The 20,507-nt window shown below is 44.7% G+C and carries 15 protein-coding genes; 5 read left to right on the forward strand and 10 right to left on the reverse strand.

What is annotated here, in order from left to right; all coding sequences use genetic code 11:
* Positions 1–30 precede the first annotated feature (30 nt).
* From AC5YB3_RS03385 to prmB, 6 genes are all read right to left on the reverse strand, one after another.
* Complete coding sequence (locus AC5YB3_RS03385) at positions 31–780, reverse strand: RNA methyltransferase (RefSeq protein WP_494526567.1); 750 nt, start codon at positions 778–780, stop codon at positions 31–33.
* Positions 770–1,054 carry a YfcL family protein gene (locus AC5YB3_RS03390; RefSeq protein WP_259212812.1) on the reverse strand — a complete coding sequence of 95 codons (285 nt, stop codon included), beginning with the start codon at positions 1,052–1,054 and terminating at the stop codon, positions 770–772. The genes AC5YB3_RS03385 and AC5YB3_RS03390 overlap by 11 nt, the downstream gene beginning before the upstream one ends.
* Positions 1,055–1,059: 5 nt before the next feature.
* Positions 1,060–2,238, reverse strand: coding sequence for an ATP-NAD kinase family protein (locus tag AC5YB3_RS03395; protein ID WP_494526568.1), 1,179 nt, complete (start codon positions 2,236–2,238; stop codon positions 1,060–1,062).
* A gap of 98 nt (positions 2,239–2,336) precedes the next feature.
* The gene (locus AC5YB3_RS03400; protein ID WP_012587326.1) at positions 2,337–3,512 is read right to left on the reverse strand and encodes an MFS transporter; all 1,176 of its coding nucleotides are present in this window, start codon (positions 3,510–3,512) and stop codon (positions 2,337–2,339) included.
* A gap of 78 nt (positions 3,513–3,590) precedes the next feature.
* Positions 3,591–4,685 (reverse strand): chorismate synthase, encoded by a 1,095-nt coding sequence (gene aroC / locus AC5YB3_RS03405; RefSeq protein ID WP_283628319.1) that lies wholly within the window; start codon positions 4,683–4,685, stop codon positions 3,591–3,593.
* 124 nt (positions 4,686–4,809) lie between these two features.
* On the reverse strand, positions 4,810–5,754 hold the full coding sequence (prmB, locus tag AC5YB3_RS03410) for a 50S ribosomal protein L3 N(5)-glutamine methyltransferase (RefSeq protein WP_006082234.1): 945 nt from the start codon (positions 5,752–5,754) through the stop codon (positions 4,810–4,812).
* Positions 5,755–5,834: 80 nt separating this feature from the next.
* Between prmB and smrB the strand changes: the two genes are divergently transcribed.
* Positions 5,835–6,365, forward strand: coding sequence for an endonuclease SmrB (smrB, locus tag AC5YB3_RS03415; protein WP_494526569.1), 531 nt, complete (start codon positions 5,835–5,837; stop codon positions 6,363–6,365).
* 115 nt (positions 6,366–6,480) lie between these two features.
* Here the strand turns inward: smrB and sixA are convergent, their stop codons facing one another.
* Positions 6,481–6,951 (reverse strand): phosphohistidine phosphatase SixA, encoded by a 471-nt coding sequence (gene sixA, locus AC5YB3_RS03420; protein WP_006082236.1) that lies wholly within the window; start codon positions 6,949–6,951, stop codon positions 6,481–6,483.
* 169 nt (positions 6,952–7,120) lie between these two features.
* Between sixA and AC5YB3_RS03425 the strand changes: the two genes are divergently transcribed.
* The 3 genes from AC5YB3_RS03425 (at position 7,121) to AC5YB3_RS03435 (ending at position 14,994) form a co-directional block, all read left to right on the forward strand.
* Positions 7,121–9,910: an insulinase family protein gene (locus AC5YB3_RS03425; protein WP_259524299.1), complete on the forward strand. Its 2,790-nt coding sequence runs from the start codon at positions 7,121–7,123 to the stop codon at positions 9,908–9,910.
* Between the two features lie 283 nt (positions 9,911–10,193).
* Positions 10,194–14,453: an EAL domain-containing protein gene (locus AC5YB3_RS03430; protein WP_494526570.1), complete on the forward strand. Its 4,260-nt coding sequence runs from the start codon at positions 10,194–10,196 to the stop codon at positions 14,451–14,453.
* Positions 14,454–14,562: 109 nt separating this feature from the next.
* Complete coding sequence (locus tag AC5YB3_RS03435; RefSeq protein ID WP_006085474.1) at positions 14,563–14,994, forward strand: hypothetical protein; 432 nt, start codon at positions 14,563–14,565, stop codon at positions 14,992–14,994.
* 281 nt (positions 14,995–15,275) lie between these two features.
* Here the strand turns inward: AC5YB3_RS03435 and AC5YB3_RS03440 are convergent, their stop codons facing one another.
* The 3 genes from AC5YB3_RS03440 to fadI form a co-directional block, all read right to left on the reverse strand.
* Positions 15,276–15,476, reverse strand: a complete 201-nt coding sequence (locus tag AC5YB3_RS03440; RefSeq protein ID WP_006082241.1) for a hypothetical protein — start codon at positions 15,474–15,476, stop codon at positions 15,276–15,278.
* Between the two features lie 368 nt (positions 15,477–15,844).
* Positions 15,845–17,965 (reverse strand): fatty acid oxidation complex subunit alpha FadJ, encoded by a 2,121-nt coding sequence (gene fadJ, locus AC5YB3_RS03445; protein ID WP_494526571.1) that lies wholly within the window; start codon positions 17,963–17,965, stop codon positions 15,845–15,847.
* A gap of 5 nt (positions 17,966–17,970) precedes the next feature.
* Complete coding sequence (fadI, locus tag AC5YB3_RS03450; protein ID WP_006082247.1) at positions 17,971–19,281, reverse strand: acetyl-CoA C-acyltransferase FadI; 1,311 nt, start codon at positions 19,279–19,281, stop codon at positions 17,971–17,973.
* Between the two features lie 262 nt (positions 19,282–19,543).
* On the opposite strand from fadI, the gene AC5YB3_RS03455 reads away from it, so the two are divergent.
* Positions 19,544–20,500, forward strand: a complete 957-nt coding sequence (locus tag AC5YB3_RS03455; protein ID WP_427649077.1) for an AAA family ATPase — start codon at positions 19,544–19,546, stop codon at positions 20,498–20,500.
* Positions 20,501–20,507 lie beyond the last annotated feature (7 nt).

Below are 20,507 nucleotides of genomic sequence, written 5' to 3' on the forward strand. Positions count from 1 at the left end.
TCCCTTTTTTAAATGTTTTCTGTAAACCACTTAAGCGGCTGTGATGACTATTGCGTTGTCACTACAGCTAGGCTCAACACTACTGGATTTAACATGTCGAGGTTTTCGCGGCGCTCTGGGCACTTTTACCCGAGTACGATTGTTGTTATCGCGACTCTGGCGGATCAGCTCATCACCGCTTATGTTCGATGCTAGGCTTGCAGCCTCACGGTGAGATTTCGCCAATCTGTCGTATAACAACACATTGACCGACGCAGCAAGATTCATACAACCGACCGTAGGCACATACACTACGGCATCGGCTTTATCGATAATCTCTTGGCCAATAGTGCCATCTTCAGGACCAAACACATAAAAGGCTTTCGCTGGATGGACAAAATCCGGCAGCGGCGTCGCGCCAACCACCAAATCCACACAGATAAGCTTAGTGTCCGCCGGAATCGAGGCGAGTAATGAAGTCACACCCGTGAGCGGAATGCGCTCTCCAGCATCCTTAGTATCGACATGGTATTGCACTGCACCCGAACGCGCGGCTAACTCGTAGCGCCTGCCGGTATAAAATACGCCGTCAACGCCATAACAACCCGATGCGCGCATAATACCGCCGACATTAACGGGCGTTTTAGGATTCACTAAACCGATAAACACTGCGCTGGCATCGATCGTTTGCTCACTGGCTAATTCAGCACTCGGCATTTCTGTACTCGTTACTTCGGTACTAGTCACTGCAGTATTAGTCACTTGCTCGTTGTCAGTCATAGGCATAACGCTAGGCAACATCAAATTCGCCTACAATCCATGCATGCAGCTGTGCCCATGCCTGTTCAACCAAGGCATAATCGGCATCATTTAATTCTTGGCGCGCGAGCGCTAAACAGTCGGTCATTTTCGACATCAGGGCATCGAGGTCGGTTGCACCCTGCGCTTCAAGTTGCGATAACACAACGGCGACATGACCCTGTAAATAGCCACAGGCAAACAAAGCATCGTCATCACCATGGCTGACTACACTGGCGATCCACTGTTCTAATGCGTCTTCGTAATGCTCTAACATTGGGTCTAACTCTCCATTAATACTGGATTGGCCGACACATCTGCTGCGACCAATAAATCTGGATTGGCCACCTGATACATGACGTAATCATGGTAGCCCGTCGTCACTTTATAATAGCCGCCAAGCTCGCTATCTAATTTAGGGTCGCCACTATCCACAATTAGTGGTCGTCCATCAAGTGCTTTTAGCTTAGTTTTTGTGGCGAGGATAATAATATTGTCTTTTCCGATGCGCCGAATGAGCTCAGGCGACAACTGTTGATTGCCGCGCCCTAAGATATGGCCTTGGCCGCCAATTAAAGTAATCACCAACTTAGTCGGCTTATCTTGGGTCAGTTCAAGTAATTCATTCGCGGTTAAGTCACTGCCGACAAGGTTTTTATCTTGAATGATATCAACACCTAGCAGGGTATTGTCCAGAGCTAACTCTTCCATCACAAAGGCAACCGTACTGCCAGAGCCCATGATGTACAGCTCATCTTCCATTTGATTAATCACATCGGCGGCGATATCGGCCAGCACGAGTTCATCGACTTCCTTGCCGCCCATCTTCACTGCTTGCACATAACGCGGCTCGGCGGGCACTAAAAGCTCGCCAAATCGTTTTGCACGCACTGTGCCTTGGCGAAAGGCCACTTCGTCGATATCCATCACATCGGCGGACATCAAACTGACGAGTTCGCCATCGAGTAACATCTTGACCACCATGCCAGAGGCATGGGGCGTAATACCGTAAACGCCGGAATGAATTTTCACGCCAGCAGGCACGCCGAGCACAGGGAGTTTGTCGTCGATAGTGGCTTGCTCAAACACAGAATAAATATCGCGGGCCGTGCCGTCACCACCGGCAAAGAGCAGTAAATCCAGAGGTTCATCCAGCAGCGCACGCACAACGGCCTGCGTATCCAGTGCCTGTGTTTTATCTGGGGTTTGATACACCACTCGCGTGGTAAAACCCAGTGACTTAGCCGCGTCTTCACCCATGATGCCCGATGCGGTAATAACCTCGATGTCATCAGCATAATCACGGATAACCTCAAGAGCCTGCATCATACGCAAAGCGGCTTTGGGTTCGGCGCCTAAGGCGAGCGCCTCTTCGGCAACGCCATCGCTGCCCTTAAGGCCAACACTGCCACCTAAGCCAGCCAATGGATTGATCACTAATCCTAAACGAAACCGAATCACCTTTTACCTCACTTAACGCAACCTTGGTATTTTATCTTTATATTTTAGTATCTTAATAGATGCTTTTAATCGTGATTGATATTGCTAGATTGACATTATTAGGCCGCATGGGCGGCAACGCCAGGTTTATCCCTAGGAATAAAGAATACCGCCAGCATAGCGGCAAAGGCGCATCCAGCAGCAAATACCCAAGACCAAACTGCCCCGCTACCATCGCCCCAAATATAGCCGCAAATCCAAGTGCCGAGCGCGCCGCCAACCCCAAAACTTAAGCTGGCATACAGGGCTTGACCTTGGCTTCTGTGACTCGCATCGAAATGCCTGTGCACAAATTGAATCGATGCGGCGTGGGTTAAGCCAAAGGTAAAGGCATGCAATAACTGACTAAAACCAAGCCACAATACGCTGTCCACCCCAAAGGCGACCAACAACCAACGCAAGCAAGTCATGCCGATACTGACAATTAATAAGGTATTAACACCATAGCGGCCCAGTAAACGCGGCGCGAACATAAACATCACAATCTCGGCCATAGCGCCAAGGGCGACAAATATCCCCGCTGATGATTCTGAGTAACCCGCTTGTTTTAAATATAAGACGAAGAAGCCATAGAAAGGTCCCGCACTCATTTGCAGCAACATGGCCGAGAGTAAGAACCAAATAATCGCCCGATTCCATTGTAATGGCGGCCGCACTTGACTGGTGTCACGCACTAAACGATTTGCTGGTAATGGCAACGCACTGGCTAACATGCCGATAAACAATGAAAAACCGATATAAGGCAGCACTTCAGTGCCCCACTGGCCAATCGCAAAGCCCGCACCGACAACGAGGCAAATATAACCAACACTGCCCCAACTGCGAATTTGGCCGTAGCGACTGGCATTCTCGCCTAAGGTTTCTAAGGTGATCACTTCAAGCTGGGCGAGGATCGCATTCCAAAAGAAGGTATAGAGGGCCAGACTCAGCGCCATATACACAAAACCGCCATGGTAGAAGAAACTCAAATACGCCAGAGCGGCGGCTCCCGCGCCCATTTTGATAAGCTCGGCACGCATCCCGGTTCGGTCAGCTACTTTGGCCCACACATTCGGGGCAACGATACGCGTTGCCATCAGGATGGCGAGTAAAAAGCCAATTTCTTGAGGATTAAAACCGCGATTTTCGAAGAAGACCCCAAGATAAGGGACCATAGTACCAAGAATAGAAAAGAAGAAAAAATAGCAGGCACAAAGCCAGCGTAATTGCCGGCTTGTGCTGGAAGAAGTTGACATTAACGCATTCCCTTTATCTCATGCCACTTGTTGTATCGTTATCGCATACCATCTATCACATGCGCCTATCTCATACCCCTATCTCATTCCGAGAACGGGCGTGTGACTGCGTACATCCTGATTTTGCGCTCTGTGTCTTAGCAAGTGATCCATCAACACAATAGCAAGCATAGCTTCGGCAATCGGTACAGCGCGGATCCCAACACAGGGATCGTGACGACCTTTAGTGACGACTTCGGCCATTTCACCCTGCGCCGTCATACTTTGGCCCGGCACACTGATGCTTGATGTGGGTTTTAACGCAATATGGGCAATAATCGGCTGGCCCGATGAAATCCCACCGAGCACACCGCCCGCATGGTTAGATTCAAAGCCTTGCGGCGACATTAAGTCACGACCTTCGGAGCCCTTTTGAGTCACTACGCCAAAACCATCACCAATCTCAACACCTTTAACGGCATTGATGCCCATTAGCGCGTGGGCAATATCAGCATCCAATCGATCAAATACTGGCTCACCTAAACCTACTGGCACGCCTGTCGCGATAACGGAGATTTTCGCGCCAATGGAGTCACCGGATTTTTTCAGCTCACGCATGTATTCATCAAGCGCTTCAAGCTTGCTGGCATCGGGGAAGAAAAAGGCATTTTGCTCAATTTGGTCAAGATCAATAGTCTGCGCACAAATAGGACCCAGCTGTGACATAAACCCATAGATCTCGATACCGTGAATTTGCTTCAAATACTTTTTAGCCACAGCACCCGCCGCAACGCGCATCGCGGTTTCACGGGCAGACGAGCGGCCACCACCACGGTAGTCACGCATACCGTACTTTTGCTGGTAGGTATAATCGGCGTGTCCAGGGCGGAATAAATCTTTGATATTAGAGTAATCTTGACTGCGTTGATCGGTATTTTCGATCAAGAGTCCAATTGAGGTACCCGTGGTTTTACCTTCGAAAACGCCGGATAAAATCCGCACTTCGTCTGGCTCACGGCGGGCCGTGGTATATCGGGATGTCCCTGGGCGACGGCGGTCAAGATCATGCTGCATATCGGCTTCGGTTAATTCAAGCCCTGGTGGGCAACCATCAATAATGCAACCCAGTGCAACACCGTGACTCTCACCAAACGTCGTCACTACAAAATTTTGACCAATACTGTTTCCAGACATCCGCTTTGTACACCTTAGGTTATTTGTTCATCGCTCCGTGTCCAGCGACCACTGGACAATTTATTTTCCCGCTGCAAGCCTAACTGGCAGCGGGAAAAGTCTCAACCTAATTTGCTATCTTAGGTTATTCTGCGTCGCGATAAATGCCGAACACTGACTGATTTTCGACCAATTGATCGCGGGTCAATACAAATACGCCATCGCCGCCATTTTCAAAGTTAATCCAAGTGAATGGCACTTCTGGGAATTGCTCAATCAAATGCACCATAGAATTACCCACTTCGACTACGAGCAAACCCGTTGGTGTGAGGTATTGCGCGGCATTGGCCAGTATGCGTTTGGTTAAATCTAAGCCGTCGCGACCTGAGGCTAAACCAATGGCTGGCTCATGATGATATTCATCTGGCATGTCGCCAATGTCTTCGGCATCAACATAAGGTGGGTTTGAGACAATCAAATCATACTGTGGACCTTCTGGGATTGCCGAGAACAAATCCGATTGCATCGGGAATACTCGGTCCATCACGCCTAAGGTTTCAATATTGATTTGCGCCACATCTAAGGCATCTTCGCTGATGTCCAGCGCATCGACTTCGGCGTCTTCAAATTCGTAGGCACAGGCAATCGCGATACAAGCGCTGCCAGTACATAAATCTAAAATACGCGTTACTGGTTTGCCATATAACCAAGGGCTAAAACGGTTAGCGATCATTTCGGCAATCGGTGAACGTGGCACTAACACACGCTCATCGACGTAAAATTCAAGTCCGGCAAAACGCGCTTTGTTGGTCAGGTAAGGCACAGGTAGGCGCTCTCTGACACGGCGAATAATCAACTCGACAATTTTATGCTTTTCACTGCTGGTCAAGTTGCTTAAAATCACTTGCTGGCCGATTTCTTCGGGTAAGTGTAAAGCATGGAAAACTAAGGCGATGGCTTCATCCCACGCGTTATCAGTACCATGACCATAATACACATTGGCGTCGTTAAAACGGCTCACGGCCCAACGTAACATATCGCCAATAGTGCGTAATTCTGTCACAGCTTCATCTACAAAGATCTTATCCAAAACGTGCTCCCGCTAGTTTGTTCGCGAACATTGTAACTGAACTCTATTCAGAAACCATAGGATTCAATAGAATACCCGCCATGAATAAAGACGACGACAAAGAAGGCTTGGCGATGTTCTCAGCGCTTATCGATGGTATTAAACCCATCACGCAAAATAAGCGACACTTTCGCACGCCCTTAAAAACCAAACAGGAAATAGAACTGAAAGAGCAGCAACTGCATGCTAACAGTTATTTCTCAGATACTTATCAGCCGCTACTGCCAGTACAAGGACCGATGCGTTGGTTAGAGGAAGGGGTTGATAGCCTAGAACTCAAACGCCTGCGACGTGGAGATTACCAGCCAGATTTGCTGCTGGATTTGCACGGCTATCGCCAATCGGAAGCCAAACTTGAGCTAGCGGCACTGATCCAAGCCTGCGTTAAACAGCAAAGCCTGTGTTGCTGCATTATGCATGGTTACGGCAGTGGCATATTGAAACAACAAGTCCCCATGTGGTTAGTGCAGCATCCTATGGTGAAGGCTTTCCATCAGGCCCCTAAAGAATGGGGCGGCGATGCGGCGTTATTAGTGCTGATTGATATTGGTGAGCAGCCGCATAAACGTTAACTCGCTATCGGCTTTAAACATTAACGTTTCCGATTTGGCGATTTAGTGATTTACCGAAAACAAACTGCCCACATTCAGTGGGCCGTTTCGTTTGTAAAAAGGATATCAATCAAGACTAGCTAATGCTGTGGGGCGCGTGCTGCCACACGATTGAAGCTTGCTCGGCATGTTTATCAATAAGCGTAATGCCCGAAGTGGCAAATAACGGCGGCTCAACACCCGCAACTAACTCACTGACTAAATAGCCCAATAACGGCATGTGAGCAATCACTAGCACTTTATCCGCCTTGTATAACTCAGCGTAGGCTACAACTAAAGCGGCTACATTGGCGGGATCACCAGAAGGAACAAGATCATCAGCAACTAACCACTTACGCGGTTCCGGAAAATGCTGACTCAGCTCCTGCCAAGTTTGCTGTGCACGTAAGTAAGGACTCACCAAAACAAGATCGAAATCAGTCACACTGCGAGCCAACCAGTTGCTCATCAACACAGTATGGTGCCTTCCAACATCGGTCAGTGTTCTGTCTCTATCAGACTGAGCATTAAATCCGGCGTCACCATGTCTCATCAAAAATAGCTGCATACTTCTCTCGCGACTCAAACTTGTTTTTGTTTTATCCCAATTGTAGCCCTAAAATCCATTTCAACAAACCTTGTAAGACTTAATCTTTAGTCGATAAACACAAGAGATATTTGCTAAAAACCATTAAGACTATCAATATATAACAAGCTATCGTTATCGGAGTGTCTCTTTGCAAGCCTCTCAGTCCATTTATAAAAGTCCAAATGATCACCGTCAGTATCGTTATCTTGTGTTAGATAACGCGCTTAGGGTGTTATTGGTTGAAGATCAAGATGCCAGCCAAGCGGCCGCATCTATGGCTGTAGGCGTGGGTCATTTTGATGATCCCGCAGATAGACCCGGCATGGCGCACTTTTTAGAGCATATGCTCTTTCTTGGTACCGAAAAATTTCCCGACTCAGGCGAGTACCACGCCTTTATCAACCAACATGGCGGCAGCAATAACGCTTGGACGGGCACAGAGCACACCAACTTCTTTTTCACCATCAATGAAGACGTGTTTGCCGACTCCTTAGACAGATTCAGCCAATTTTTTATTGCGCCTAAATTTGACTTAGAACTGGTCGACAGAGAGCGCCAAGCTATTGAATCTGAATTTAGTTTAAAACTGAAAGACGATATTCGCCGTACCTATCAAGTGCTCAAAGAGACAGTTAATCCACTGCATCCTTTCTCAAAATTTTCAGTCGGTAACCTAGTCACCTTAGGCGGAGAGCAAGCACAGGTACGTAGCGAATTACTCGATTTCTATCAAAGCCACTACAGCGCCAACTTAATGACCTTGTGCTTAGTCGCGCCGCTTTCCCTCGACGAATTAGAAGATTTAGCCTGCCATTATTTTAGCGGGATCCAAAACTTGAACTTAGTGAAAAACTATCCTCAAGTGCCGCTGTTTTCAGAAAATGAGCTGTTAACCCAAATTGATATCGTACCGCTTAAGGAGCAAAAACGCTTAAGCATCAGCTTTAATTTCCCTGGCATTGACCACTACTACAAACGTAAGCCTTTGACTTATATCAGCCATATTTTAGGTAATGAGAGCCATGGCAGCCTGTTGTCCTTTCTTAAAGAGCAGGGACTGGTGAATAACTTGTCCGCGGGCGGCGGCGTAAATGGTTATAACTTCAAAGATTACAGTATCGGTTTACAGTTAACCGATAAGGGACTTGCGAATCTTGATGAGATTATCAGCTGCTGTTTTGAGTATATTGAGCTCATCAAAACCCAAGGTTTAGATGAGTGGCGTTATTTAGAACGCGCAAACCTGCTCAAAATGGCATTTCGCTACCAAGAGCAAGTTAAATCACTCGATTTAGCCAGTCATCTCAGCATCAATATGCATCATTATGAAGTCGAAGATTTGGTCTTTGGTGACTATCGAATGGATGGGCTGGATATTCCAGAAACCATAGCCCTACTCGAGCTAATGACACCCCACAATATGCGTCTGCAGCTTATCGCGCAATCGGTTAAAACGGATCGTAAAGCTAACTGGTATCACACACCCTATAAAGTGCGCCCTATTGCACCTCAATCACTTGCTCGTTGGCAAGTGAGCAGTATTCGCCCTGAATTACAATTACCTGCTGCAAACCCATTTATCGTCGCCGACTCCATTCCTCGACCAGATAAGAGCGATGTCGAGGTACCAGTGATCGTTGCAGAATCGACGGGATACCGTATTTGGCACAAGAAAGACGATGAGTTTAATGTGCCCAAAGGCCACATGTATTTGTCGCTGGACTCAGAGCAGGCGAGTAAAACACCAAAACATGCCGCCCTCACCCGCTTGTATGTTGAAATGCTGCTCGATTATCTGACAGAACCAACCTATCAGGCCGAAGTCGCGGGCTTAAGCTACAATATTTATCCGCATCAAGGTGGTATAACCCTGCATTTATCGGGCTTTACCGGTAATCAAGAAACCCTTTTGGCCTTGTTAATCCACAAAGCCAGAGAGCGTAATTTTACTGAAGAACGTTTTGCCCTAATTAAATCTCAACTACTGCGCAGTTGGCAGAATCTAGCGCAGGCTAAACCTATTTCGCAATTGTTTACTAGTCTGACTGTCACGCTACAAAAAAGCAGTTATGAACCTGCCCGCATGGCTCAAATGCTCGAAAACATAAGCCTTGAAGATTTGCATAACCATGTACGCGCCTTTTACGAGAAGATCTATCTTGAAGGGTTAGTTTATGGGGATTGGTTAGTCTCTGAAGCACAAGCTCTCGGTAAACGCTTAGAGCACATTTTATCCTTGGTTTCGACGCCAAGCGCCGAGTCCACCAGAGAGTTAGTGAATTTAACGGGCCAAGGGACCTTACTTAGAGAACTTGCGATAGATCATCAAGATAGCGCGATCATTGTGTATTACCAATCCGCAGTAGCAACGCCAGAAAAAATGGCACTGTTTAGCTTACTAAATCACACTATGTCGTCCACCTTCTTCCATGAACTGCGCACCGAGAAACAGTTGGGCTACATGGTAGGCACAGGTTATCTGCCGCTCAATCGCCATCCAGGACTCATTTTTTATATCCAGTCACCTACGACTGGACCACTGCATTTATTAGAGGCGATAGACGAGTTTATTGCCGACTTTAATTATGCCGTGATGCAAATCACCAACGAAGAATGGGAAAGCACTAAGGTCGGTCTTATTAGTCAGATCATGGAGCACGATGCGAACCTCAAAACTCGCAGCCAACGATATTGGGTCAGTGTCGGCAACAGAGATTATCAATTTAACCAAAGAGAACTGGTCGTAGACGAAATCACTAAGCTCACCCGCACTGATTTACTCAAATTCATGATGCGTAAAATGCGCACCAAACACAGTGACCGCTTAGTCTTATTTAGCACGGGTGAACAGCACAGAACCCAAGCGGCGTTGCAGTCAGAAAAAATGATCACAGATCTCAAAACGTTTAAGCAAACGGCAGAGAAGTTTAATTTCTAAACAAAAACACTTTTACACACACATTTGTTCACAAAGTTGGACAAACAAACAAAACCGCTACAAATTGGCCCAACTATAGTTGTATCTATCACGGTTGGGCGTAATACTAATGTAAAACATGGCGAGTCCATGTTCTACCCCTTCTACTGCGGACAATTTTGCTGCATCTACATGCTGTTAAAAGGATTTTTAGCCGCCTCCGCTTTGACAAAGCCCTCACTTTCTGGAAAAGTGATGTAACACAATTGTTTCATGGCATCCTCGGATAATAAGAATAAACACTATGCCTAAAGCACTCTTTAAAATCGTCTTGCTCGCTTTCTTTGGCTTGCATGCATTCGAAGACGTAAACGCATCTCCCTTTTCTGATAAATCTCCAATTATTCTCCAATCACAATCTTTTGGTGTCCCACAAGGACTTTCCCAAAGCACAGTTACGTCTATAGTCCAGGACCATGATGGCTATCTATGGATTGGAACATTTAATGGACTTAATCGATTTGATGGGAAAAACTTTAAGCATTTTTATGCTAATGATGCCAGAACAGGCCTTCCCAGTTCTTTTATCAGAAGTTTACTCATTGATGAACAAGGCGTGTTATATGTTGGAACCGATAGTGGTCTAGTCGTATATGATAAACTGCAAGAATCATTTTCTCATTATGGCCTATCGGTAAATGACTCCCCAGTCTGGAGCCTCAACTCAAGTGATAAGAGTTTAATTGTTGGAACCAACAAAGCAATTATTGATATAAGTAACAAAGAGCAAACTTATGAACTTTCAAAGAAAGGCCTAAGTGAAATTAAAAAAACGATAAAAGTAGGCGACGATTATTATATAAGAGACTATGCAGGTACATTATTTGAACTAAGCGGGAGTGAGTTAAAAGAGATAGCTCGAAAAACAATGGATTTCGAGCAAAAGAATGACACGACAATGCTAATATCATTCAGTGATGGATTATATGAATACGAAGGCAATGAAATAGTAAAAGTCGATAATCGAGCGTTTTCATTACTTACAAAATATAAAAAAAACATATATGGCTTCACAAATGAAAATGTTGTTAATATTTCCAACAACACTACTATTGGACTTTTATCTCCAGATAGACCAGACAAAACATCTTCATTTTTTGCAACCGAAGATATGTTTGTATTAGGAAGTATTGATCAAGGCATCACTATTGTAAAAAAAGTAAATAATTTAGTGCAAAAAACTAACTTAACGACAGATAGCACATGGCATCTTACAAAAAACACTAAAGGATTTCTAGTTTCATCTGACTCTGAAAAAATAAAACTTTTTGATGAAAATTTGAACCTAATAAAAAGCTTCAACACTCATACTCAAGGATACAAATACGCAGTTCTAAGTGACGATGGGCTTTATTTTGGTACTAATACAGGGTTGTTTTTACAGAAAGATGATTCATCCAAGTTGATTAGCAAAAATATAATATCATCACTCTCTATTAATGAAAATAGTTTGACAATTGCTGCTGGCACACCTGATGGTAAAGTTTTAATCATCAAAAATGGTGAAATTACTAACAGCATTGATACAAAAAAGAATGAGCCAATTTTTGACGTAGAGTTAAAATCTGACAACCTAATATATATAGCTGGACAAGATGGACTAAAAAAATATGAAAATGGATTATTAGAAAACTTAAGCAATGAAATAACTTACAGCATCGAAAAAAGTGATAATGGCATTTACTTCGGAACATCAACATCACTGATGCTTTATAATGATACCAATAAAAAAATTTCGAGAATACTTTCTAACAATAAAGAGATCTACGCCATTGTAGATAATGATGGTTTTATAACAGCCTCATCACTAAGTGAAGTCATTATTTTTGAAAAAAACAGTAAAGTATCTTATATCTTAAAAACATCAAATGGGAGTCAATATGAGTACAACGCTCCCAATGGTATCAATATAAACGGTAACACTCTACTTGCGGGGATTAGTGGGATTAGTCTAGTATCTCCTAAAGATGTTGTAAGTTATGTAAAGAAAAGCAAGGTAAATAAAACAGAAATATCAGATTTCTTAGTATTTAATATAGTTCAAAATCAAGAAAGCAACTATCTAGTACAATCAATCGCAGCATCTAATGAAATATCATTGAAATACTCTGACTATCCATTTTCGTTCAACTTTATATCACCTATGTCAGACGACTCATCAACTAACTACTACTATAGAATGTTCGGTCTTTCTGATATATGGATACCTGCAAATGGAACAAACTCAGCAACATATACAAACCTATCTCCAGGAAATTATACTTTTCAAGTTTATTCTGTTAATTCACTTTCCGGTGAAAAAGCAGCAACAAAAGAGCTTACTGTCATTATAACACCTCCTTGGTGGTCATCATTTCAAGCAAAATCTATTTATGCTGCTATTGTATTATTTATTTCCTACCTTGTGACAAAAGCCATATTACGTCGTAGAGAAACACAAAGACAGATTGTACTCAGTGAAGAACGATTAAAACTATCACTATGGGGAAGTGGTGATGAAATGTGGGACTGGGATATAGAAACTGGCAACATTTTCCGCTCAAATATCTGGGGAGCACTTGAATTCCCCCGTGATGGACACCGTTCTGGTAAATCAGATGAAGAGAGTAATATACATCCAATGGATCAAGAGCGTGTTCGAGAAGCGCTCAATAAGCATTTTTATGGTGAAACAGATCATTTTGAAGCCGCATACCGAGTAAAAGGTAAAGACGACAATTGGGTATGGATCTTAGACCGCGCCAAAATTGTAGAACGTGATGACAAAGATAATGCCCTGCGTATGACAGGTACGATTAAAAATATTAGTCAATTTAAACAAAAAGAAGAGCAACTAAAACTCTTTGAAAAAGCCATTGAAAATATTTCTGAAGGCATGTTTATCCTCGACGGTGAATACCGTTTTGTCGAAGTTAATGAAGCTTGCTGTAAGATTTCATTACGTAACAGAACTGATTTTATTGGCAACGTACTCACATTTGATTTATATCCTGAAACCTTCTCCACCCAAATCAGGACCATGTTGAAGCAACAAGGTCGCTGGGCAAATGAAGTCGAAGCCGCAAGAGGAGATAAAAGTCACTTCCACATGGAGCTCACTATCGATGCTATCTATGATGAGTTAGGCGAATTGTCACACTATGTCGGGGTTTTTTCGGATATTTCGAGACGGAAACAGCAAGAAGAAGAGCTTAGAAAACTAACCAATAATGATCTCTTAACCGGACTCCCAAATCGCTCCAACTTACAAGTGACCTTAAGTAACCTAGTGAATCGAGAAATAGCCCATGCGTTAATGGTACTTGATCTTGATAATTTTAAACGTATAAATGATTCCTTGGGTCACCAGATTGGAGATACATTATTAAAGCTCGTTGCTGCTCGCATTAAGTCATTACTTCCCAAAAACACCAGTATTTACCGTCTAGGCGGAGATGAATTCGCCATTGTATTAGATAAAGGCTCAGATATAAGCGCCAGCGCTGCGATTGCTAACCGTATTATCGAAGGGTTAAAACCCGCTTTTGAAGTGAGTAATGAACAACTAGTCCTAGGATTAAGTATTGGTATAGTACTATTCCCAGAAGATGAGCAAAGCGAGCAAGCATTACTGAGGAAAGCTGACATTGCTATGTACCATGCAAAGTCAGCAGGAGGTAATTGCTATCAGTTTTATTCAGAGTCATTAAATCAACATGCGATTAGGCAGTTAGAAATAGAGAATCTCATACGTGAAGGCTTAAAAGATGATCTATTTGAAGTTTATTATCAGCCTAAGGTTGATCTTAAGCGCGGTAAAATTGCAGGCATGGAGGCTTTAGTCAGATTAAATCATCCAGTACATGGCTTGATACCCCCAAATGATTTTATTCCACTTGCTGAAGAAAACGGTTTAATTGTTGAAATTGGTGAAATCGTCTTACGCAAAGCCTGTTTCGCAGCGCAGAAATGGCGTGAACAAGGAATATTCAGCGGCAGAGTCGCCGTCAATTTATCGTCACGTCAATTTGCACTCCCCGATATCCAACAACGAATAGAGTCAATTTTAAGACTCACCAAACTCCCCGCTTGTCACCTTGAATTAGAAATAACTGAAGGTACTGTCATTAAGCAGCCGGAAACGGCGATTATTGTCATGCAGCAACTGGCTAAAATGGGCGTTAGTTTGGCACTCGATGATTTCGGCACTGGGTACTCGTCCCTTTCATACTTAAAACGTTTCCCGATTCATACTTTAAAAATTGATAAAGCTTTTGTTGACGATATTGATAAGTCTGATCGCGATCTCAAAATGGTCGATTCTATTATCACTATCGCCCATAACATGGGGCTTTCTGTTGTGGGTGAAGGAGTAGAACAGACTGCGCAACTAAACATTTTACGAGCACTTAACTGTGAAGAAATTCAAGGCTATATTTTTAGTAAGGCCATAAAAGAGACCGAATTTACCCTATTACTCCAAGAAGACATGATAAAGCCAAACACCCAAAGTAACATTAATTAATCATTTAAATCTCAATTTGATTGCGGTTTACAACATTGGCACAACAAGTGCAGTAGCACTATCAGTGTCAATAATAAATCAATATCAACTACCCTGAGAGAGAATTAGAATGATGAAAGGAATCCTTGCCGCCGTTACTTTATTATCTTCAATTGGTTTTGCAGTAAATACTTATGCACTTGAAGATAACACAAAATTAGAACCAGCAGCTAAGTCAATTACTTCAGAAGAACCTGCAGTTAAACTTGCTCCAGTAGAAGTAGCTGGGCATCCATATGTGAAGTTTAAGCCTTTCGAAATTGCTGGACATCCTTACGTGAAGTTCAAACCTTTCGAAATCGCTGGACATCCTTACGTGAAGTTTAAACCTTTTGAAATCGCTGGACATCCTTACGTGAAGTTTAAACCTTTTGAAATCGCTGGGCATCCTTATGTGAAGTTCAAGCCTTTTGAAATCGCTGGGCATCCTTACGTGAAGTTCAAACCTCTCGAAGTCGCAGGACATCCTTACGTTAAATTTATTAACTCTGAAGTTGCATAACATTAATCAGGTTAGGGAGAGTGACTATGCTAAATTCAATCAAAAAAGCACTCGGTTTATCCAAGCCAGCGCGTAAAAAAGTTAAGTTGCCAGAAGGCTTAAACCACCTTGAAGTGATTTCTGCGAAAGGTTGGTGGAATTAATTTAAGTCCTGTAGCCATGAGTCTGACTCATGCTTTGTTATAGAAAATTAGGCTAGAAACAATAAAGGGTGCATTAGCTCCCTTTAGTTTTACATAAGTAAAAAAGTATGAAAATACATAGCATTACATATTGATAGATTAGCTATTTAATATCCCTTCCTCACTACAACGGATTTTCCTCAAAGCTAAATGGCGGTGTGTCGTAAAGAGCGGATAAGCCAAAGGCCCGAGCACAAAACCCAGTAATGCCCAATGCGTAACACAAAGGCCTGCGGTAAATGCAGCTAAGCCGAAGTACCAAGCAGAGATTAATGCGATAAAGATAACCAGCAAAACCACAAACCACCTCTTTGAAAACAACTAAAAATCATAAATGTAGAGAAACTAATTCCCCATCAAAATGCGGATACGACTCGCTTAATTTTGCTGATTGATGCACATGTTAAATACGCCGTTTTAACAGCAGGATAAATGTACTCCGCACAGTGCAGAAACGAGCAGCACTCATTCATCGCTACGCTCACAGCACTGAGCACGGCTCTCTCGATCAAGCGCTCGGATTATACAAGATCCACATCTAAGTTATGAACATTTTTTAGGCAAAAACATGCCTCATGGCAATAAAAAAACGGCAATATTCTGCCGCTTTTTTGTTCAACCCTGATTGACTAAGACCTAGATTAACTATGACTTAGATTCACTGAAACTTAGAAAAAGTGCGCGTTTTCTTGAGCCATGGTTTTTAAGCGCTCACAAGGTTCGAATCTGTTACCGAATTGGCTTTGATAACCTTCAAGAATTCGCACTAAGTTTGCGGCGCCTAGAGTGTCAATATAATGGAATGGGCCACCGAGGAATGGCGGGAAGCCAATACCGAAAATGGCGCCAATATCACCATCTCTTGGCGATGCGATAATACCATCTTCTAAACAACGCACCGCTTCGTTGAGCATTTGTACAACACAACGCTCGGCAACCGCTTTTGCGTCTTTATTGGTGCCAGGCTTAATGCCTAACACGCCATAAACACTCTCATCGACAGCTTTAGCTTTCTTGCTCGATGCGCCGTATTGATAGAAACCTTTACCATTTTTACGGCCTTTACGATCGTCACCCAATAGCTTGTCAAAAGCCGCTGGCGCTTTAAAACGTTCACCCAATTCTTTTTCGAGGATTGGTGAAATCTTAGCGCCCACGTCGATACCCACTTCGTCGAGTAAAGTAATAGGGCCCACAGGGAAACCAAACTTCACTAAGGCTTTATCCAGATGTTCAACACTTTGGCCTTCAAGTAATAATTGCGCAGCCTCGTTCATGTAAAGCGCAAGAATACGGTTCACGTAGAAACCCGCGCCGTCTTGCACCACTATCGGTGTTTTACCTTGCTTACGGGCAAATGCGACCGTGGTCGCAATGGTTTCTGGCGACGTTTTAGCATGGGCAATCACTTCCACCAGCGGCATTTTTTCTACTGGCGAGAAATAATGCAGACCTATCACGTTCTCAGGACGCGTTGCCGCTTCGGCGATTTGGCTAATAGGCAAAGATGAGGTGTTTGACGCAAAAATGGTGTGCTCACCACACTCACGCTCGATGTCTTTCACCATTTGATGCTTAAGCGCTAGGTCTTCAAATACCGCTTCCACAACGATGTCGGCATCTTTAACGCCTTTATATTCAGTCGTTGTGGTCATCAGTGCCATTAGGTTGTCACGGGCAGCAGGCGTCATATGACGGCGCTTAACCCCTTTATCCAACAGCTTGTAGGCGTAAGCTAATGCATTGCTTAAACCTTTTTCGCTGATATCTTTGACACGAACGGGGATTTTAGCCTTGGTCGTTGTGACAGATGCGATACCGCCACCCATTAAACCGCCACCTAAGATCACCGCTTTTTTCACTTTACGCGGGCTTGCACCTTCAGCGCCGGTTTCTTTCTTCATTTCTGTGGTCGCGAAAAAAATACTGCGCAGCGCTTCAGATTCTTTCGATACCACTAATTCGGCAAAATGACCGGCTTCGACTTCTAGCCCTTTTTGCATGCCCTTAGCAATCCCTTGACGCACACAGTCAATGATCTTGGCAGGCGCAGGATAATTACCTTGGGTTTTCTTTTCGACCTGCTTAGTCGCTTGATCGAAAATAATGTTACGGCCGAAACTCGTGCCTTCAAGCACTTGATTAACGAGTGATTTTTTAACAGGTTTTGGTGCACGTTTCCCCGCAAGTGCCATCTCAACTGCGGTTTGCAGCAAAATGGTTTGTGGTACAACATCATTCACTAGGCCCATTTTCAAGGCTTGTTTAGGACGAATTTGTTTGCCGGTCAGCATCATGTCTAAGGCGGTGGTAATGCCGACTAAACGTGGCAGACGTTGAGTGCCACCACCACCTGGCAATAAGCCAAGTTGAACTTCCGGAACGCCGAGCATAGTCTTGCCATCGTCGCTACATACCCTTTGATGACAAGCTAAGGCTAACTCTAAACCACCGCCTAAACAGGCACCATGGATTGCGGCAACTACAGGAATAGTTAAGGCTTCTAGCTCATTGAAAACCACGTGGCCTTGCTGGGATAAGGCTTTGGCATCGCCCGCCGTTTTACAGGCATCGAGCATAGAAATATCTGCGCCCGCGACGAAAGAATCTTTTTTGCCTGAGATCAGCACTAAACCGCGTATGCTAGTATCACTCTTGATTTCGGCTAAAATCTCACTGATTTCAGGGCCAAACTGCGCTTTTAGGGTGTTCATGCTTTCGCCAGGAACATCCATAGTCAAGATGGCAATGCCGTCGTCGCGGCGGGTTAAATTAAATGTCTTTTCCATGCCGATTACTCCACTTCCACTATCATTGCCACACCCAAACCACCAGCCGCACAGGCTGTTGTTAGGCCAGTTCCACCACCACGGCGCTTAAGCTCACGACACACTTGCGTGATCAAACGGGTTCCCGTTGCAGCAAAAGGATGACCATAGGCAAGCGAGCCGCCGAGCACGTTAAACTTGCTCATGTCGATTTCACCAATGGCGCGGTTACGGCCAAGTTTTTCTTCGGCAAATTTTTTCGAAGCAAACATCTGCATGTTCGCTAATGTCTGCGCCGCAAAAGCTTCGTGCATTTCAATCAGGGTAAGATCTTCAAGCTCCATTCCAGCACGTTTCAGCGCCAGTGGCGTCGCGTAGGACGGTCCCATCAGCATGTCTTGCCACACATCAATGGCGCTAAAGGCATAGCTCTTAATGTAACCAATTGGTTGATAACCTAAGGCTTTCGCTCGACCTTCGCTCATCAGGATAATCGCTGAGGCACCGTCAGTTAGCGGCGTACTATTGGCCGCCGTCACAGTACCATGCTGTTTGTCGAAAGCAGGGCGCAACTTAGCGTATGACTCCAGTACCGAGTTTTCGCGGATATTGTTATCGCGATCGATAAACTGTTTATAAGGCGGCACATGGGCAACCATCACTTCGTCACGAAGATGGCCTGAAGCCCAAGTTTCACTCGCTAAGGTGTGTGAGCGGTGCGCTAAGGCATCTTGATCGGCGCGGCTAATATTGTAGGTTTTTGCCATTTGCTCAGCGGTTTGTCCCATGGACAAGCCCGTTGAGTACTCGGCAACTGCAGGCGGTACAGGTAATAAATCTTTAATGCCTAAACGACGGAAAATTTGTAATTTTTGCCCAAAGCTACGGGCTTTATTCAGATCGACTAACGCATGGGCTAATTTTTTCGACACACCGATAGGCAATACAGAAGAAGAGTCGGCGCCGCCCGCAATACCGATTTCGATATTGCCCGTCATGATAGATTCGGCCACGTTTACGGCAGATTGGAAGCTAGTCGCACAGGCACGAGTGACACTATAGGCATCGGTCGACACATTCATGCCAGTACCGAGTACGATTTCACGGGCGATGTTAGGTGCAGCGGGCATTTGCACCACTTGTCCATAGACCAGCTGCTCAATCAGTTTAGGGTCCAGTTCAGAGCGCGCCAATAATTCATTGACCACCATTTTGCCCATATCGAGCGCCGATACCCCGTGAAATGCCGTGGCTTGTTTTGCAAATGGCGTTCTTAAACCCGCTACTATTGCGATACGCTCACCCTTGGCGTTCGTAACCTGTTGTCTATCACTCATTTGTCACCCTCTTTATGTGCGCAATCGCTGAGAGATTTCAGGCGGCGCTAGCTATTTCCGTGTTTGACCCATTGTTTTACGGCAAAAAACGCCCAATAACAGGTCTGACCATTAAAGTGTGATCTGATTCTAACTTCTTGTCAGCAAGTTTTAAACACCTGTTTGTTTTTTTAACACTAGCCAAACCCTAAGGGAATTCTTTACCATATCCGTTGTCTATAGCCCACACACGAATTTTCAACATAATAAAACGAGTAGCATCATGCCTTTGAGTCGCTTCCATGCATTACGCACTTACCTAAATAAGGTTGTTTTAGGGCAGCCAGTATTGACCGAAAATCTGCTCATTGCCTTAATTGCCAATGGCCACTTATTAGTTGAAGGTCCGCCGGGACTGGCCAAGACCCGTGCGGTGAAAGCCTTATGTGACGGGGTTGAGGGCGATTTCCACCGCATTCAATTTACCCCAGATCTGCTGCCTGCCGATTTAACCGGCACAGATATTTATCGCTCGCAAACCGGCACCTTCGAATTTGAAGCCGGACCGATTTTCCACAATTTAATCTTGGCAGACGAAATTAACCGCGCCCCCGCCAAAGTACAATCGGCCTTATTAGAAGCCATGGCCGAAGGTCAAGTTACCGTCGGTAAGCACAGTTATAAGCTGCCACCGCTGTTTTTAGTGATGGCAACCCAAAACCCATTAGAAAATGAAGGCACTTATCCCCTGCCCGAAGCACAGCTTGACCGTTTTCTCATGCACTTGAATCTTGATTACCCGAGCGGCGAGACTGAAATCGAAATTCTGCGCCAATCCCGTAAAGAAGCACTCACCCACGAATTGCCGACCACTGAGCCGATTGCTCAGGCCGATGTGTTTGCCGCCCGTGACGAAGCCATGGAAATCTATCTCGCCGAACCACTCGAAAAATACATAGTCGAAATCGTTATGGCGACCCGCGAGCCTTTACGTTACAGCGAAGACTTAGCGAAATGGCTTGAGTACGGTGTAAGCCCACGCGCCACTATTTCGTTAGAACGCTGTGCCCGCGCCCGCGCTTGGCTGCACGAGCGAGACTTTGTTTCACCGGAAGACATTCAAGCCGTTGCACCGAATGTGCTAAGACACAGATTATTACTGAGCTACCAAGCGCAGGCCGAAGGTGTAAGCCGCGATCACGTGATCAGCCACATCTTGAGTCAAGTAGCAGTACCTTAACGGTGAA

It is taken from the genome of Shewanella sp. 1311 (assembly GCF_059338235.1).

Bases quoted from the DNA above. Each gene is read 5' to 3' on its own strand.
- AC5YB3_RS03385 (WP_494526567.1), bottom strand. From the start codon at position 780: ATGTTGCCTAGCGTTATGCCTATGACTGACAACGAGCAAGTGACTAAT.
- AC5YB3_RS03390 (WP_259212812.1), bottom strand. From the start codon at position 1,054: ATGTTAGAGCATTACGAAGACGCATTAGAACAGTGGATCGCCAGTGTA.
- AC5YB3_RS03400 (WP_012587326.1), bottom strand. From the start codon at position 3,512: ATGTCAACTTCTTCCAGCACAAGCCGGCAATTACGCTGGCTTTGTGCC.
- aroC (WP_283628319.1), bottom strand. From the start codon at position 4,685: ATGTCTGGAAACAGTATTGGTCAAAATTTTGTAGTGACGACGTTTGGT.
- smrB (WP_494526569.1), top strand. From the start codon at position 5,835: ATGAATAAAGACGACGACAAAGAAGGCTTGGCGATGTTCTCAGCGCTT.
- sixA (WP_006082236.1), bottom strand. From the start codon at position 6,951: ATGCAGCTATTTTTGATGAGACATGGTGACGCCGGATTTAATGCTCAG.
- AC5YB3_RS03430 (WP_494526570.1), top strand. From the start codon at position 10,194: ATGCCTAAAGCACTCTTTAAAATCGTCTTGCTCGCTTTCTTTGGCTTG.
- AC5YB3_RS03435 (WP_006085474.1), top strand. From the start codon at position 14,563: ATGATGAAAGGAATCCTTGCCGCCGTTACTTTATTATCTTCAATTGGT.
- fadJ (WP_494526571.1), bottom strand. From the start codon at position 17,965: ATGGAAAAGACATTTAATTTAACCCGCCGCGACGACGGCATTGCCATC.
- fadI (WP_006082247.1), bottom strand. From the start codon at position 19,281: ATGAGTGATAGACAACAGGTTACGAACGCCAAGGGTGAGCGTATCGCA.
- AC5YB3_RS03455 (WP_427649077.1), top strand. From the start codon at position 19,544: ATGCCTTTGAGTCGCTTCCATGCATTACGCACTTACCTAAATAAGGTT.